The sequence below is a fragment of the Vibrio sp. Isolate34 genome, assembly GCF_022397915.1.
Lineage (GTDB): Bacteria > Pseudomonadota > Gammaproteobacteria > Enterobacterales > Vibrionaceae > Vibrio.
This window is the reverse complement of sequence record NZ_JAKEUO010000001.1, coordinates 143577-158668: the sequence shown is the minus strand read 5'-3', so window position 1 is coordinate 158668 and position 15092 is coordinate 143577. Positions and strand designations below refer to the sequence as shown.

Annotated in this window: 18 protein-coding genes and 1 other RNA gene; 15 read left to right on the top strand and 4 right to left on the bottom strand. The window is 42.0% G+C overall.

Translation table 11 applies throughout. From position 1 onward, the window contains the following. Positions 1–9: 9 nt before the first annotated feature. Positions 10–321, bottom strand: coding sequence for a hypothetical protein (locus tag L1D22_RS00715; RefSeq protein WP_239828381.1), 312 nt, complete (start codon positions 319–321; stop codon positions 10–12). Positions 322–537: 216 nt separating this feature from the next. On the opposite strand from L1D22_RS00715, the gene L1D22_RS00710 reads away from it, so the two are divergent. The 7 genes from L1D22_RS00710 (at position 538) to L1D22_RS00680 (ending at position 5817) form a co-directional block, all read left to right on the top strand. Then, the gene (locus L1D22_RS00710; protein ID WP_239828380.1) at positions 538–1479 is read left to right on the top strand and encodes a WYL domain-containing protein; all 942 of its coding nucleotides are present in this window, start codon (positions 538–540) and stop codon (positions 1477–1479) included. A gap of 2 nt (positions 1480–1481) precedes the next feature. Then, on the top strand, positions 1482–2024 hold the full coding sequence (locus L1D22_RS00705) for a hypothetical protein (protein ID WP_239828379.1): 543 nt from the start codon (positions 1482–1484) through the stop codon (positions 2022–2024). Positions 2025–2742: 718 nt separating this feature from the next. Beyond that, positions 2743–3465 carry a Sir2 family NAD-dependent protein deacetylase gene (locus L1D22_RS00700; RefSeq protein WP_239828378.1) on the top strand — a complete coding sequence of 241 codons (723 nt, stop codon included), beginning with the start codon at positions 2743–2745 and terminating at the stop codon, positions 3463–3465. A gap of 76 nt (positions 3466–3541) precedes the next feature. Further along, on the top strand, positions 3542–3787 hold the full coding sequence (locus L1D22_RS00695) for a cyclic-phosphate processing receiver domain-containing protein (RefSeq protein WP_239828377.1): 246 nt from the start codon (positions 3542–3544) through the stop codon (positions 3785–3787). Between the two features lie 33 nt (positions 3788–3820). After that, positions 3821–4051, top strand: a complete 231-nt coding sequence (locus tag L1D22_RS00690) for a hypothetical protein (protein WP_239828376.1) — start codon at positions 3821–3823, stop codon at positions 4049–4051. A gap of 464 nt (positions 4052–4515) precedes the next feature. Then, positions 4516–4914, top strand: a complete 399-nt coding sequence (locus tag L1D22_RS00685) for a hypothetical protein (protein WP_239828375.1) — start codon at positions 4516–4518, stop codon at positions 4912–4914. Positions 4915–5496: 582 nt separating this feature from the next. Continuing rightward, complete coding sequence (locus L1D22_RS00680; protein ID WP_239828374.1) at positions 5497–5817, top strand: DUF1244 domain-containing protein; 321 nt, start codon at positions 5497–5499, stop codon at positions 5815–5817. Between the two features lie 84 nt (positions 5818–5901). Here the strand turns inward: L1D22_RS00680 and L1D22_RS00675 are convergent, their stop codons facing one another. Further along, on the bottom strand, positions 5902–6969 hold the full coding sequence (locus L1D22_RS00675) for a PLP-dependent cysteine synthase family protein (RefSeq protein WP_239828373.1): 1068 nt from the start codon (positions 6967–6969) through the stop codon (positions 5902–5904). A 129-nt stretch (positions 6970–7098) separates the two neighbouring features. Between L1D22_RS00675 and L1D22_RS00670 the strand changes: the two genes are divergently transcribed. Both L1D22_RS00670 and L1D22_RS00665 read left to right on the top strand, forming a co-directional pair. Next, positions 7099–7572, top strand: a complete 474-nt coding sequence (locus L1D22_RS00670) for an Lrp/AsnC family transcriptional regulator (RefSeq protein WP_017631052.1) — start codon at positions 7099–7101, stop codon at positions 7570–7572. 65 nt (positions 7573–7637) lie between these two features. Next, positions 7638–8303, top strand: a complete 666-nt coding sequence (locus L1D22_RS00665; protein ID WP_048658196.1) for a hypothetical protein — start codon at positions 7638–7640, stop codon at positions 8301–8303. A gap of 122 nt (positions 8304–8425) precedes the next feature. Here the strand turns inward: L1D22_RS00665 and tesB are convergent, their stop codons facing one another. Further along, on the bottom strand, positions 8426–9286 hold the full coding sequence (gene tesB, locus L1D22_RS00660) for an acyl-CoA thioesterase II (RefSeq protein WP_026084268.1): 861 nt from the start codon (positions 9284–9286) through the stop codon (positions 8426–8428). Positions 9287–9453: 167 nt separating this feature from the next. On the opposite strand from tesB, the gene L1D22_RS00655 reads away from it, so the two are divergent. Beyond that, positions 9454–9894: a YbaY family lipoprotein gene (locus L1D22_RS00655; protein ID WP_239828372.1), complete on the top strand. Its 441-nt coding sequence runs from the start codon at positions 9454–9456 to the stop codon at positions 9892–9894. A gap of 59 nt (positions 9895–9953) precedes the next feature. Here the strand turns inward: L1D22_RS00655 and L1D22_RS00650 are convergent, their stop codons facing one another. Continuing rightward, positions 9954–10256, bottom strand: coding sequence for an MGMT family protein (locus tag L1D22_RS00650; protein ID WP_017631048.1), 303 nt, complete (start codon positions 10254–10256; stop codon positions 9954–9956). 51 nt (positions 10257–10307) lie between these two features. Between L1D22_RS00650 and L1D22_RS00645 the strand changes: the two genes are divergently transcribed. From L1D22_RS00645 to L1D22_RS00625, 5 genes are all read left to right on the top strand, one after another. Further along, on the top strand, positions 10308–11051 hold the full coding sequence (locus L1D22_RS00645) for a hypothetical protein (RefSeq protein WP_239828371.1): 744 nt from the start codon (positions 10308–10310) through the stop codon (positions 11049–11051). A gap of 250 nt (positions 11052–11301) precedes the next feature. Next, positions 11302–11398, top strand: an RNA gene (ffs, locus tag L1D22_RS00640) — signal recognition particle sRNA small type. A 138-nt stretch (positions 11399–11536) separates the two neighbouring features. Continuing rightward, positions 11537–12160, top strand: a complete 624-nt coding sequence (locus L1D22_RS00635; RefSeq protein ID WP_019820394.1) for a TnsA endonuclease N-terminal domain-containing protein — start codon at positions 11537–11539, stop codon at positions 12158–12160. Positions 12161–12162: 2 nt separating this feature from the next. After that, positions 12163–14028: a transposase family protein gene (locus L1D22_RS00630; protein WP_239828370.1), complete on the top strand. Its 1866-nt coding sequence runs from the start codon at positions 12163–12165 to the stop codon at positions 14026–14028. Further along, on the top strand, positions 13997–15091 hold the full coding sequence (locus tag L1D22_RS00625) for a TniB family NTP-binding protein (protein ID WP_239828605.1): 1095 nt from the start codon (positions 13997–13999) through the stop codon (positions 15089–15091). Before L1D22_RS00630 ends, L1D22_RS00625 begins: the two co-directional genes overlap by 32 nt. Position 15092 lies beyond the last annotated feature (1 nt).

Below are 15092 nucleotides of genomic sequence, written 5' to 3'. Positions count from 1 at the left end.
CTTTATAGTTTAATTCGCGAAGTGTGCTATCCGATACGAAAAGGCCTGCCCGTAAAACCCGTTGTCCAACTCAACACAGAAGCCAAGCACTTTAAAGCCGTAGCACTCTTGGGGCTTATGAATAATCGAAAACCTATTGCTAAGTTCACTTAACTCCCACAATAATCTTTGTACCTGTTTTAAGGTAAATGGCCCATAATACGCATCTCCAACAACCATGCTAGATAACTCGAAAACCCGAAAGAAGTGATCTGAAGTTCCATAAAAGTGTTCATAGGCCATAATTTGTTCACACTCATCAAATAACTCTGCAGTCTTCATAAAGCATCTCCTCGTAATTTATCTCTAGAATTAAAGCGCATAACTGGTGAATCGCTTAAAAAGTAATGCTTGTGACGATGCTCATAATATACAAAGCGGTAACGACAGGTTCTGTCGTCATCAGGTGGATAATTGGATATATTCCTTATCCATTTGTAATTACTGAATTAAATTTTTATGGAAAGCTTTGAGAACAAGAGAGCGGTGCTCGCAAAAGTGCCTACGAAAGGAAAAGTCACAGCGCAGAACATTCAAGTAAAGTTGGAAGCAGAAGGCAATATGTTGTCACTAAGAAGCGTTCAACGCATTCTTAAAAGCCTTGATAAGTACGGAGTTGTACCAGACTCAGGTAAACCAATTGGATGGTCGCGAGAGCAAGGACTTGATTTAGGATTAACGGGAATGGATTTAAGCACCGCCATTACCCTAAACCTTGCTGAAAAGCATCTAGAGCAGGTTTTTCCTCCATCCTTGTTCAGTAATTTGGAATCGCACTTCAACGGTGCTAGATATTATCTTCGATATGAAAACAAAACGTCTCGAGGGCTATGGCCGCAAAAAGTATATATCCACCCTAAAGGCATGCCTTTGCTACCCTCTAAGCTAGCTGCTGAAACGATAAACGTCATGTATAAAGCCGTGTTTGAAGAGAAGTGTATCAGGCTTGTTTATCGCTCCATGTCTTCTAACAAAGAGCAGCAAGTCATGTTTCACCCATTTGGTATTGTCGTGCGTGGAGAGCGGAATTATTTGGTCGGGAAATTTGATGGCTACAGCGATATTCGTCAATTGTCGTTCAACCGCGTAATCAGTGCAGAGTCCTCTTACTTCCCTGCGATTGTTGATGAAGACTTCTCACTAGAGACATACGTTCAGCAGGGTGAAATGGGAGTCATCCGCCGCTCAAATAAACTTGCGATTAAACTATGGGTAACGCCAGTTTTTGCACAAATCCTAGATGAAACACCATTGTGTGAAGACCAGTTAATAGAACCCAAAGGTGAAGATTTTATCGTCCATGCGAACGTGGATGACACCGATGAATTTCGCCATTGGCTGCTGTCTGTGTGTAACCATGCAACAGTAGTAGAGCCTTTGGCATTACGTGAAGAAATAAAACAAACCCTTAGAGATAGTATCTCGTGGTATGAGGATTGAATATGTGTAATTCGGAAAACAAAGCTGTGCCTATTATTGATGCTTATTGGGAAGGTCCATACTCATCAAATGCACTAGAGGAACTTAAAGGGGTTCAAGGGCATTGTCTCTACCAAGTTTATGGCAGTCATCCTGTCTATGGTACTGATAGTTTGCTTTACATTGGGTTGTCAGATAGAAAAACAATTTTCGAACGACTAAATGAGCATTCTTGGATTCAAAACCAAGCTGACCTATGCAAGATTTTCATTGCTTCTTGTGGCAATTTTACTGGGTGGGAAGCTTGGAGCAAAGATAATAGAGAGCGATATGACCACTACGAAGGAGAGAGTATTAAGTTATCAGCGATTGAATCACTATTAATTTATGCGCACCAACCGAGCTATAATAGTGCCAGCCTAAAATCGACGTCTTTTGCGGAAAAACCATTTCGCCTGTTCAATTCAGGCAGAAGAGCATTGTTGCTACCTGAAGTAAGCACGCAGTTCTATTCTGATAGTAAGCAAGCATTACCTTTGCCCCCGAAAAAACTGACTAGCATTTAAAGCGTCAACTCTTGTCGCATCCCTGCTGCAAACTCTCTCTAACTTACAGGAGAGAGTTTTATGTCTAATTGCCCCTTTCGCTTAGCAGAACACTACAGTTCAATTCAGCATCAGATCGTCCATGATCACAATTGCATCATTTCGCTTTATGAAAAACTAGGTGACTGTGTTATTGAGTGTTTATTTCTATCTCATTTGGTCAAAAAACTAGAATCAGTCACATGCAAAGAGAATTTGCTGGCGCTTATGAGCCACCTTATGGAGTTTGAATTAGCGCAGTTTCAGCCACTAGGTCTCATCCCAATACATAAAGAAGGGCCTAGGTGTTTTAATGGTGAGGCAGTCTACCTGTCTAATGAGTGCTTGGTGATCAAAGTGTCTTCTTACCAATTTCCCACATGGCAGGTTTTGTTAACTGTTGTCGGACGAACGATTTACTCAGATTTTCCAAATACGCAGATGCAAACACACTTTGAGTTCTCAGGAATAACTTTATGAAAGTTTATCTTGATGGTTGTCGAGCCATACTAAATGGTTGGATGAGGGCGCATACGCAACATCAAACGATTGAAGTACTAAAAGAGTACAAAGCAAGTGAACTAAATTTTTCACTATATTCAAATATATCAATGGTTTATTGTTTTTTGTTGCGCTATGCGTCAAAACCTGTCGCATATCTTATTTACTATTAGTCTCAACAGTTTAATCACGAGAGAAGATGATGGTAAATAACACAGAAAAGAGAAAGATTGTTGTGTTTACAGGCGCAGGTATAAGTGCCGAAAGTGGTTTGCGCACTTTTCGAGATGGTGATGGTTTGTGGGAAAGTTATCCTATTCATGAACTAGCAACGAAAGATGCCTTTGAGCGTAACCCTAAGCTAGTGCTGAGCTTTTACAATCAACGTAAGGTTGCCGCCAAAAATGCACAACCTAACAAAGCTCACATAGCACTAGCTGAGTTAGAGGATGTTTATGACGTGGTCATCATTACTCAGAATGTCGATGACTTGCATGAAAGAGCGGGCAGTTCGAAAGTTATTCACCTACATGGGCAGTTAAATCGCGCCCAAAGTACCATTAATTCTTCAATTACTTATGACTGGGATAAGCAGATTGAGATTGGTCAACATTGTGAATTAAATAGCCAATTGAGGCCTAATATTGTTTGGTTTGGCGAACCAGTGATGTATTTAGAGGAGGCAAGGAAACATATTAAGTCTGCTTACAAAGTACTTGGAGTTGGAAGCTCTCTATCAGTTCAGCCTGCCGCCAGCTTACTCAATAAAGCGCCATTCAGGGCTGAGAAAATTCTTATTTCCCTTGAAATTAAGGGGAAAGTTCCTTTTGGTTACAAGTTCATGAGAGGCAAGGCGGCAAGTATCGTTCCAGTTATATGCAAGAACTGGCGAGAATTAGGAGTCAGTGGTAGATGCAAATGAAGGTCTATTTAGATGATGAGAGACAGGCCCCGAAGGTTGGTATAGAGTTTATTGGTCAGAAGAGGCGATCGCGCTTTTGAATAAAGGTGATGTCACTGAAGCCAGTCTTGATCATGATTTAGGCGATGATGAGCACGGTACTGGTTATGATGTAGTGTTGTGGATCGAAGAAGCTGTTGCTTTGCGAGGTTTCAAACCACCAATTATTCACGTTCATAGCGCCAACTCATCAGCGAGGCATAAGATGTCACTAGGTATAGTCAACATAGAGTTACTTTCATCTGCTCACAGCCAGTTGAATGAATTTCAAGCACAAACCTAATGTATGGTTAGTATTAAATATACGAGAAGCATTATGCGCGGAAGTGAACTGTACCAAGCCATTCGTAAGTTACAACTTTCAGGCCTTACCAGAGAGCAAGCGGCTGCTTGTGCCCATGAGCTTTATATAGCGAAGTGCTTCCCAAAAGCGTATGACACAAGGCGAGCTTTCAAACGATTTCTTAGTGTCGGCTTTTCTGACTCTGTAGCCGATTGTTTGGTTGAAATGCTATGGGAACTGAGATGCTACAGTATCGGTGATTAGAACGAGGGTTGAACGGTTGGAATATAGCTACGATTAATGTTGATGAATCCGCAAACTTTGTTCTGCACCATAAAAACTAGACAATTAGTTAAGCAACTTTCCATACCTGTAGTTATTCATGAATTGCTAATTTAGCAATATCACTGACTCATAATTGTCCAAAACCTTCACAGATTGAATTTTTACCTTTGGCACGTTCTATCTCGAAGGTGCTTAGCGACGCGCAAGGTCAATTGAACGGCTACGAGGTGATGCTGACAAAGCAGTGTCTGAGTGAATGAGCGGTTAGCCGACCAACCATATGAGAAAAGGCATTAATGGTCGCGGGACGTTTACGTTGCAGTTTTAGGTTGGTAAGGTGTTAGTGTTACAAGAGTATGGTTTTCGCTCTTTTTCTTGAGTTAAAAATAATTTAATCAATAACTTAAAAATCTCTACCTATTTAAATCATAAAGGCTTAACTAATGGAATCAATCAAAGGGAACGTGGAAAATTTACGATTTTCAACAGAAGCTTCAGGCGAAAATTCTTCAAATCAGATAGCTGTATTTTCAATCAATGGACAATACATTGAGTGTAAATCGTCAGAAAGCATTTTTATTGAAGAGGGTGATACCTTTGCAGCTGTTGGAAAAATCAAAAACAATGTATTTAAGGTGATAACTTATAAAAATATCACTAAGAATATTGTGATGAGTGATCCCAGTAAAAACTACATGGCTTGGGGTGTCATGCTTTTTGTCGTTGGAACAATATTCCTTTATATGTATATAGGTGCGATATTCATGTTTTTTGGTGGCTTAATTATTAAAGGTTCTAGAGATTTAGTTGCGGCAAACAAATTGCTAGAGGAAATCGAGTAATACTGCTGTTGGTTAAAGTGCGAGCAAGGGGATCAGTTAATCCCCTTTAATAAACGGACTCATAAAGCTTCTGAGTGTATCGCCCACAGTTACAGAAAAAGGTTCGAACGCTAGAATGAACAATTCAAAGTATCAAGGTAACCTACACTATCAATTTTCTCTACTTGCACTGGACGGTCGGTTAAGCGAATTTTGCCATACTTCATCTAATTTATGCTTTGTTAAATTAGTAAATACGCAACTCGGAACTGTCTAAAAATGAGTTTAGTGGTTAGTGTATGATTGTGTGAACAGGTGAAATCGAACCACGATTTTGTCAGACTGAGTATGAACCAGTACATATAAAGTTAGATAAAAATATAGTACAGACCACCAATTTTTGGTGATCTAATTTTTTCATTTATCACCTGAACTCTTACAGAAAAATTAGATCTACACGTAAAAGTTAGATAAATGGCTTCTAGCCCTCATTATGTAAGGGGTTTCTAACTTTTAAGTCTAACTTTAAGTTAAGTGTGTTTTTTTTGTATAACAAACAGAGCTCAACTAATTAATACAATAAATCGAATAAAGGAAAGTAAAGTGGCTGAATTTAAATACAAAGATCTTTCTCAAGAAGAACAAGATAAGCTGGATGCAGCAACCTTTCGTCGCCTGTTAGCACACCTAGATAACAACAAAGATGTGCAGAACATCGACCTGATGATCTTGGCTGGCTTCTGCCGTAACTGTTTCAGCAAATGGTACAAAGCGGAAGCTGAGCAACAAGGCTTAGATTTGGATATCGATGACGCTCGTGAGCGCGTATATGGCATGACTTACGATGAGTGGAAACAACACCATCAGCCAAAAGCGACGCCTGAACAACTGGCAGCATTTGAAGCGAAGCAAAAACCAGAATAATCTTGTTTCATTGGTTACGAATGACATATAAAAAGAGCCCATCAAGGGCTCTTTTTTAATTTGGAACGGGTGCTTGTTCTGTATTTAAGCCAACTCACCTGTTTGTGAGAAAGCTTCTAGCTTCGCTACATAAGGTTGTAGATCACCGATATTCAGGTTTACCCACTCGTCATTGAAGTAAGTATCTAGGTAACGCTCACCGCTGTCACACAGTAAAGTCACGATAGAACCTTTCTCGCCACGCGCTTTCATCTCACTGGCTAGCTGAAGTACACCGTACATGTTGGTACCGGTTGATGCGCCAACCTTGCGGCCAAGAATATCAGATAACCAATGTGTGGTTGCAATACTTGCTGCATCTGGGATTTTACGCATTTCGTCAACCACGGCAGGAATGAAGCTTGGCTCTGCTCGTGGGCGACCAATACCTTCAATCTTGCTGAATGTATTGCCTTTCACATTCGCATTGCCTGTTTGGAAGTATTCATGAAACACAGAGTTCTCAGGGTCGACGACACAAAGCTTAGTTTCATGTTGTTGGTAGCGAATGAAACGGCCAATCGTCGCCGAAGTACCGCCAGTACCTGGGCTCATTACTACCCAAGCAGGAACGGGGTGATCTTCCATCTGCATTTGATTGAAAATCGAGTTCGCAATGTTGTTGTTACCACGCCAGTCAGTTGCGCGTTCAGCGTAGGTAAATTGATCCATGTAGTGACCATTTAGCTCTTCGGCTAAGCGGCGAGACTCATCGTAAATTTCATCTGAGCGGTTAACAAGGTGTGCTTGGCCGCCGTAGAATTCAATCTGTTCAATTTTTTTCTTCGCTGTGCATTTTGGCATTACCGCAATAAACGGAAGACCAAGTAGGCGAGCAAAGTAAGCTTCAGAAACCGCTGTGCTACCAGATGAAGATTCAATGATCGTTGTTTCTGGGCCAACCCAACCGTTACAGATAGCGTATAAGAACAGAGAACGCGCTAAACGGTGCTTTAAAGAGCCGGTAGGGTGTGTGCTTTCATCTTTAAGGTAAACATCAATGCCTTCGATACTTGGAAGGTCTAGCTTGATAAGGTGCGTATCCGCTGAGCGTTGGTAGTCGGCTTCAATTTTACGAATCGCGTTGTTAATCCATTGATGGTCAGTGCACATAAGCGTTCTCCTGATCTTGTGTAGGAATTCTTTGTAATTGGTATGGTTATAATTTAGCTAGAACTGGAGAGAAAAACTTTGCCATATTTGCTTTATTTTGACTAAAATGTAGAAAATTATTCTATTTAAATGCGATTTGGTGAAAGTGTGATAGATGCCGTAGATAAAAAAATATTAGGGTTGTTACAGGAAGACAGCACGCTGTCACTGAACGATATTTCTGAAGCCGTTAACCTCACGACAACGCCTTGCTGGAAGCGTCTCAAGCGTCTTGAAGAGAACGGCATCATCGAAAAGAGAGTGGCGTTGCTCAATCCTGAGAAGTTAGATCTTTCCTTTACCGCGTTCGTATTGGTGAAAACTAGCGACCATTCTCATGAGTGGTATGGGCGCTTTGTGAATACTGTGTCGGACTTTCCAGAAGTGATGGAGTTCTATCGCATGGCTGGCGAATATGATTATATGATGAAGGTTCAGGTTAAAGACATGAAGTGCTTTGATGATTTCTATAAGCGCTTGGTGAATAGCATTGATGGTATTTCAAATGTGACCTCGACGTTTGCGATGGAACCATTAAAGTACACAACAGCATTGCCACTATAGTTAGCATTACGCTACATCTTGTCTCAGTTTAGACATCGCCTCTGCGATAAAGAAAAGGGTTATTCATGTTTGCAAAAGTCTCTACCGCTATCCAATTGGTGTTAGCTGTCTCCATTTTTTATTTGGGCTACACCATCTATTCATTCACTAATAAAGTCGGTGAAATCGTCGACACCTACCCACAAGTTATCGAAGATTTATCGGGCCTCACCAAAGGGTTAAAAGTCGAAGAGATGTTAGCGTTTGCTGAGCATGTGAGTGAGTTGGCTCCTCAGGTGTTAGACACGGTTGATGAAGTGAGAAAGACCATCGATCAAGTTAACCAAACAGTTTCGTCTGTTGATGGCAAAATTCCCGCGATTTTGGATGAAGTGAAAAACGTTCGCACCGAAGTCGAGCAGGTAAGAACCGAGGTTATCCCACCAACACTGACTGAATTGAAACGCTATCGTGTCGATGTGATGCCACCAATGCTTGCGGAGAGTAAGTCTTACCGTGAACAAACTATCCCTGTTGTTGTGGCTGAATCTGAAATGCTGAGAGCTGAAGTGCCGGGTATCTTGGATCAAGCAAATCTACTGGCCGACAAGAGTAAAGCACTCGCTCAGGGCGCAGCCGAAGGTGCTGTGAAAGGGGTAGTGCTGTCACCATTCAACCTGCTTAGAGACGCAGGAGACGGCATTAAAACGCGAGTACAAAGTGAATTCGAGCCAACGCTAGAAACAGAATAGACTTTATTGACGTTTGAACAGCGGTTCTCCGCTGATGTCATTAAAAGAAAGGGGCTAGATATTATATCTAGCCCCTTATTATTTGGTGTGGGTGTGTTGTGTCTCTAAAAAACGCCTACTCATTACTTAGTAAAGCGCATCACACCTTCTTGAACGGCTGTCGCTACTAGCTCACCTTTCTGGTTATAGATCTCGCCGCGCACTAGGCCGCGAGTGTTGGCTGCTGTCGGGCTTTCAATCGCGTAAAGCAACCACTCATCCATCTTGAATGGGCGGTGGAACCAGATTGAGTGGTCAATCGTCGCGACTTGGAAGTTTGGCGTCATGATAGAAACTTCATGTGGGTGAAGCGCCGTCACCAAGAATCCCCAATCCGATGCGTAAGCCAGCAGGTATTGGTGAATAAGTTGGTTATCTGGCAGCGCACCATTCGCTCTCACCCAAAGGTACTGTTTTGCTTCGGTCTTTTTAGGCTTCAGTGGGTTAACAACCGTTACTGGGCGCATCTCAATCGGCTTTTCGCCACAGAAAGTCTTACGTAGTTTCTCTGGTAAGAATTCCGCAATGTGGCTCGCGAGCTCAGTTTCAGAGGCAAAGTTCTCTGGCCCAGGGATGTTTGGCATTTCATTTTGGTGTTCAAAACCTGGTGCATCACCATGGTAAGAAGCCGTGAGATAGAAAATAGGGCGGCCATTTTGAATCGCTTTAACACGGCGTGTGCTGAAGCTGCGTCCATCTCTGAGATTTTCCACATCGTAAATAATTGGCTTTTCAGGATCGCCGGGAAACAGAAAATAACTGTGGAACGAGTGAACACTACGGTCATCTTGAACAGTGTAACGAGCAGCCGAAAGCGCTTGTCCCAATACCTGACCGCCGTAAACTTGTGGCAGACCAAGGTTCTCACTTTGCCCACGGAATAAACCTTCTTCCAGTTTCTCTAGCTGAAGTAAACTTAGTAATTCTTGTAAAGGTTGACTCATCGCCAGCATTCCTCTTCGTAAATGGATGTCAGATTATGGTGTTAATCATTAAGATTAGTCAGATATCTGTCAATAAATCATAGGGTTTCAAGACAGAATATGAAAGCTCTCTTATAATTGGTGGGTAGATTTGCCGAGTCCGGCAAACATGTTGAGAGAAATTGAATATGAAAAAGGCTCTAATTCTTATTACGTCTTTAGCATCGTTTGGCCTACTTTTTGGCTGCCAAGCAACATCAGAAACGAACGCTTCTCAAGAAGTGGCTGCAGAGAACACTCAAGTGATTTCAGGAACAGTAAGCTACCGTGAAAGAATTGCATTGCCAGAGAATGCAGTGGTTACCGTAACGCTAGAAGATATTTCACTGGCTGACGCACCATCGACAGTTATCGCAACTCAAGAATTCACCACTGACGGTAAGCAAGTACCGTTCGCATTCGAGCTGAGCTACGACAACAACAAAATTCAACTTAACCACCGTTACAACATGCGTGCATCGATTCATGTTGATGGTAAACTGCGTTTCACAACGGACACGATTAAGTCAGTAATTACTGATGTAGAAAATACACAACAAGCAGACCTACGCTTGGTTGGTGTTCGTTAATTAGAAATGGATGCCACTGTTAAGGCATCTTAATTAACGTCTTTCGATAGATGGCAGCTCTAGGGCTGCCATTTGTATATTCTGAGCTTGACCTTTCCTGCGTCACTCACTTCAATCCCTTCTTCAACCAGATGTTTCTTTTGACGATCGAACGAATCACCCTTCAAAGAGATCTCGCCTTTACTGTTGATCACACGATACCAAGGCAGTTTGCTCCCTTCTGGTAAATTCCCCAGCGCTTTTCCTACATGCCGTGCATAGCCCGGAAATCCTGAAAAACGTGCTATGTCTCCATAAGTTGTTACTTTCCCATATGGAATTTGGTGAATCACAGCAAAGATTTGGCTCAAAAATTGGTCCATACTAAATGTTCCTAGTTCATTAATACCACGGATCGGTAGAAGGAGAGAGCTATGGTTTTTTCGACATTTCAATTTCTAATTACAACATTATTAGCCGTTGTTTGCGCTAGAGCAATCAGTTTAAGTGAAGGGGACATCCCAGTGCTTGCTATGGTCATTCCTGCATTATGGATTCTGCCGCAGGGTGGTATTGCAGGTTTAGCTTTGCTCGCTGCCATGACGACTTACGGTTTAACCCTTCCTTTACAGCCAATCACGCTTTCAGTCAGTGCATGGGTGCTATTCCCACTGCTTATGGTTGTTTTCTCAAGACGCAGCAGTTTGTCCGTCGTGATTATTTCAGGTTTGATTGTCACCACCTTACAGGTTGGGATTATGGTCACGCAATCGGCAGGAAAGCTTGATGGCGCACCTTGGATCACCACACTTCAGACGTTGTCTATCGTCGTGATTTGGTGGGCAGCGAATCACCTGAAACCCGCGAGTCGACATAGCTGGTGGTCATTGGGTTTGATATTGCCATTATGGATAGCTGACTTACCTTATGCGGCTTTGGTGGCCTTGTGTGTCACGGGTATCATGGCATCGATGGAAACGCTCAATCGATTGAAAACTTTCCGCTGGAACAAGCTCTTGTGTTGGACTTTGCCCACGGTTGGCTTTGCTGCTCTGGTGATAACGCCAAGCATTGAAGTGCCAAGCCCTGTGTTTGTGGTGTGGTTGTGTTTGTTGGGCACCGCATGGATGACAGACTACATCATCCGCACGGAAGAGAACGAAGACGCCGATCTCTAGTTGTGATTCGGTAATGGTTAGTTTTTCCTGAGAAGAGCTAAGCACTAGCAGCTTGAATGAATGAATGTGTTGTGAAACAAAGACAAAGGTGATGCTTTATCCGACAGTTTTGCTGTGTGTTGGGTAAAGGGTAATCACTTAAACCACATTTGTTTAAAAAGAGTCGCTTTGTGCTTGCAATGGTTGCTGCGATGCTTAATAATCCAATCACTCTTTGAGGCAAGCCTCTTAGAAAAAGAATCTATGGAGGCTCTGGTCCTCCCGCAACACTAACTTGTGAACTCGGTCAGGCCTGGAAGGGAGCAGCCGCAGCAGGCGATGTGTGTGCCGGGATGTGGCTGGGGCTTCCACCCATATGAAGCCTGCAATATATGTTCGCATAAATTGCAGGCTTTCTTCATTTCTGCATAATAAGTCTTCATATTTGCACCATAAGTCTTCATAGTCTATTTTTTGTTGTAGGTTTACAACAAAAGTGATTTGCTATGTTCGACCAAACCAAGAAATCATCTCACGTACACAACATCTGTAAGTTCATGAGCTTGAAGAATGATGCTGTTGTTCGCACTCTCTCCATTTTGGAGTTCGATTTCTGCTTTCACCTCGAATATAACGCAAACATTAAAAGTTTTACCTCTCAACCTTTTGGCTTCCACTATCAATTCAATAGTCGTAAGTGCCGATATACCCCAGATTTTTTAGTAACAGATCACAACGAGCAGTCAACCCTCTTCGAAGTAAAACACTCTAGTCAGATTCTCAAACCTGATTTCAGGAATAGATTTGAAGAGAAACAAAGAGTTGCGTTGAATGAGTTCAACAGACGCTTAGTTTTGGTTACTGAGAAACAAATTAGAATGGGACCGACGTTAGATAACTTTAAGTTACTGCATCGTTATTCCGGATTGCGAACTGTTACTGAGTTTCAAAAGTTAGTGTTAGCGTTTATTCAACGTAAACAAATGGTGCAGCTACAAGAGGTGTCTTTGTATTTCGGATTATCGGAACAGGACACACTTATCTCTACTCTTCCTTGGATCTCTTCGGGGCAAGTTCAAACAGACGTCAACAATATTGGCTTTGGCCTCGAAACTTACGTTTGGTGCTAACTATGCCATCGGACTCTAATAACATATTTGGGTTCTTTGATGAGTTTGAAGCTTCAGAAGGTGAGTCTCAGCCGCTTCCAATAGAGCTAATTCATGAACCTATTGAAATCTCCTCAACTATTGATTCTCAATCACCGAAGGTACAGCAAGAAGTTATCCGTCGTATCAAAATCATCGCGTTCGTAGAGAAGCGTTTAAAAGGCGGATGGACCGAGAAAAACTTGAACCCTCTCTTAACTCTTGTGGAATCGGAATTACAACTCATTCCCCCGAGTTGGCGAACTTTAGCAACTTGGAAAAAATCTTACTTTGAAGCGGGTAAAGACCCATGTGCGCTTATTCCTAAGCATACGTTTAAAGGCAATCGACAAAAAGAGTTCGATTCTCAATCTTTAGTTGATGAAGCAATTAACAGCATATACCTGACTCGTGAACGCTTAAGTGCTGCTGAAGCATATCGATACTATAAGAGTCGAGTGATTCAATTAAATCGTGGGATTGTCGAGGGGAAAATAAAACCAATTGCCGAACGTTCTTTTTACAATCGAATACACGACTTACCTCCTTATGAGGTAGCGAGTGCAAGGTTTGGTAAACGATACGCAGACCGAGAATTTCGCTCGGTTGGTCAGCAAGTAGTTTCGACCAAACCAATGGAGTATGTCGAAATTGACCATACACCAGTCCCAGTAATTTTGATTGATGACGAGCTAGATATTCCTTTGGGACGACCCTATCTGACGATGCTATATGACCGCTTCAGTAAATGTATCGTTGGGTGCAGTATCAACTTTAGAGAGCCTAGTTTTGATTCTGTCAGGAAGGCGCTATTGAACTCGCTACTAGATAAGAGTTGGGTAAAGCAAAGGTATCCATCTATTGATAATGAATGGCCTTGCCACGGTAAGATTGACTGTTTAGTTGTCGACAATGGTGCCGAGTTTTGGAGCCAAAGCTTGGAAGATTCGTTACGGCCTCTAGTGTCTGATATCCAATACAGCCAAGCCGCTAAACCTTGGCGAAAGTCTGGGATAGAAAAACTGTTTGATCAGATGAACAAAGGGTTAGTGAATTCACTACCTGGAAAAACATTCACCAACCCTACTCAACTACAAGATTACAACCCAAAGAAGGATGCGGTGGTTAGAGTTTCTGTATTTCTTGAATTACTTCATAAATGGATTGTCGATTATTACCACATGGCACCAGATTCAAGAGAACGTGATATTCCATACCACAAGTGGAACCAATCGGAATGGACTCCCTCCTACTACGTTGGTGCTGAGAAGGAGCAGTTGAGAGTTGAGCTAGGTTTGCTTAGACACCGAACTATTGGAGTGGCAGGGATCAGGCTTCATAACCTACGCTATCAGTCCTCCGAACTTATTGAATACCGTAAATATTGGGCGTCCAACAATGGCAAAAAGCTGTTTGTTAAGACCAAAACAGACCCTTCAGATATCAGCTACATCCATGTTTATCTAGAATCGGAAAAAAGGTACATAAAAGTTCCAGTGGTAGACAACAGTGGATATACAAAAGGACTGTCCCTTTTTGAACATGAGCGCATACAAAAAGTACGCAGGCTTAACACTAAGCAGCTTGCTGATGATGAGGCGCTTGCGGATACATTTCTGTATATGAAGAAACGTATTCAGGAAGAAACCGATAGATTCCGCGGTGCAAAAAGCAATAAGGCTAGCTTGCCTAAAACGGGCAATACTTCGAAATTAGCAAAGTTTAATGATGTGGGCTCAGACGGACCAGGCTCAATCAATACGACTCCAGTAAAACAAGAAACCACGGTAGTGTTCGATGTCTCAGAGCAATTATCTGATGATGATTTTGAAGATATTGAGGGGTATTAATTTGAACTTAACGTCTAGCCAGTTTGAGCAGCTAAGATCTTTTGAAACCAGCTTTATCGAGTACCCTGCAATAACTGAAATCTACTCTATCTTCGATCAGCTTCGTTTTAATCACTCCCTTGGCGGTGAACCGGAGTCTTTGTTGTTAACTGGTGAGGCCGGAAGTGGAAAGACGGCTTTGATTAACAATTATCTATCACGCTTCCCGCCTAGTTCAACTTGGAGTAAACAACCTGTTCTTAGCACCAGAGTGCCAAGCCGCATAAATGAACAGAACACGCTTACGCAGTTTTTAGTCGATTTAGATGGAAAGTCAGGTGGAAGAGGTACCCGACGACGTAATGAAATTGCTCTTGGTGAGGCTGTTGTAAAGCAACTTAAACGTAAATCTGTTGAGCTAATTATCGTCAATGAAATTCAAGAGCTTGTGGAGTTTTCTACAGCAGAAGAAAGGCAAGCTATTGCTAATACGTTCAAATATATAAGTGAAGAAGCAAAAGTCTCGTTTGTGCTGGTTGGTATGCCATATGCTGATGTAATAGCGACAGAGGCACAATGGAATTCGCGATTAAGTTGGAGACGGAAGATTAACTATTTCAAGCTGTTGAAAGCTAACAGCCATTCGAGTGGAACGACATCTTATAATTTTGACTTGGAGCAAAAAAAGCACTTTGCTAAATTTATTGCTGGTTTGAGTGCGAGAATGGGCTTTGATGAACCGCCAGTGCTTACAACAAATGAAGTGTTATATCCTTTGTTTATTATGTGTAGAGGGGAGTGCCGAGCGTTAAAGCACTTCTTGAAAGACGCACTACTTATGAGTTTCAATGAGAACGTCGATACGATAGACAAAGAGATATTGTCGCGCACGTTTTCATTTAAGTTTCCCTACTTGGATAATCCCTTTAATTGTCCTGCAGAGGAGCTTCGTCTTCATCAAATTGACTCTGGATCGTCTTACAACCTAAATGCCATTACTTCAGAAGATAAGATACTAGCCCCACGATTTACGGATGCAATTCCGTTGAGCATGTTATTGAGCAAAAATGGACTTAAAGCTTAAG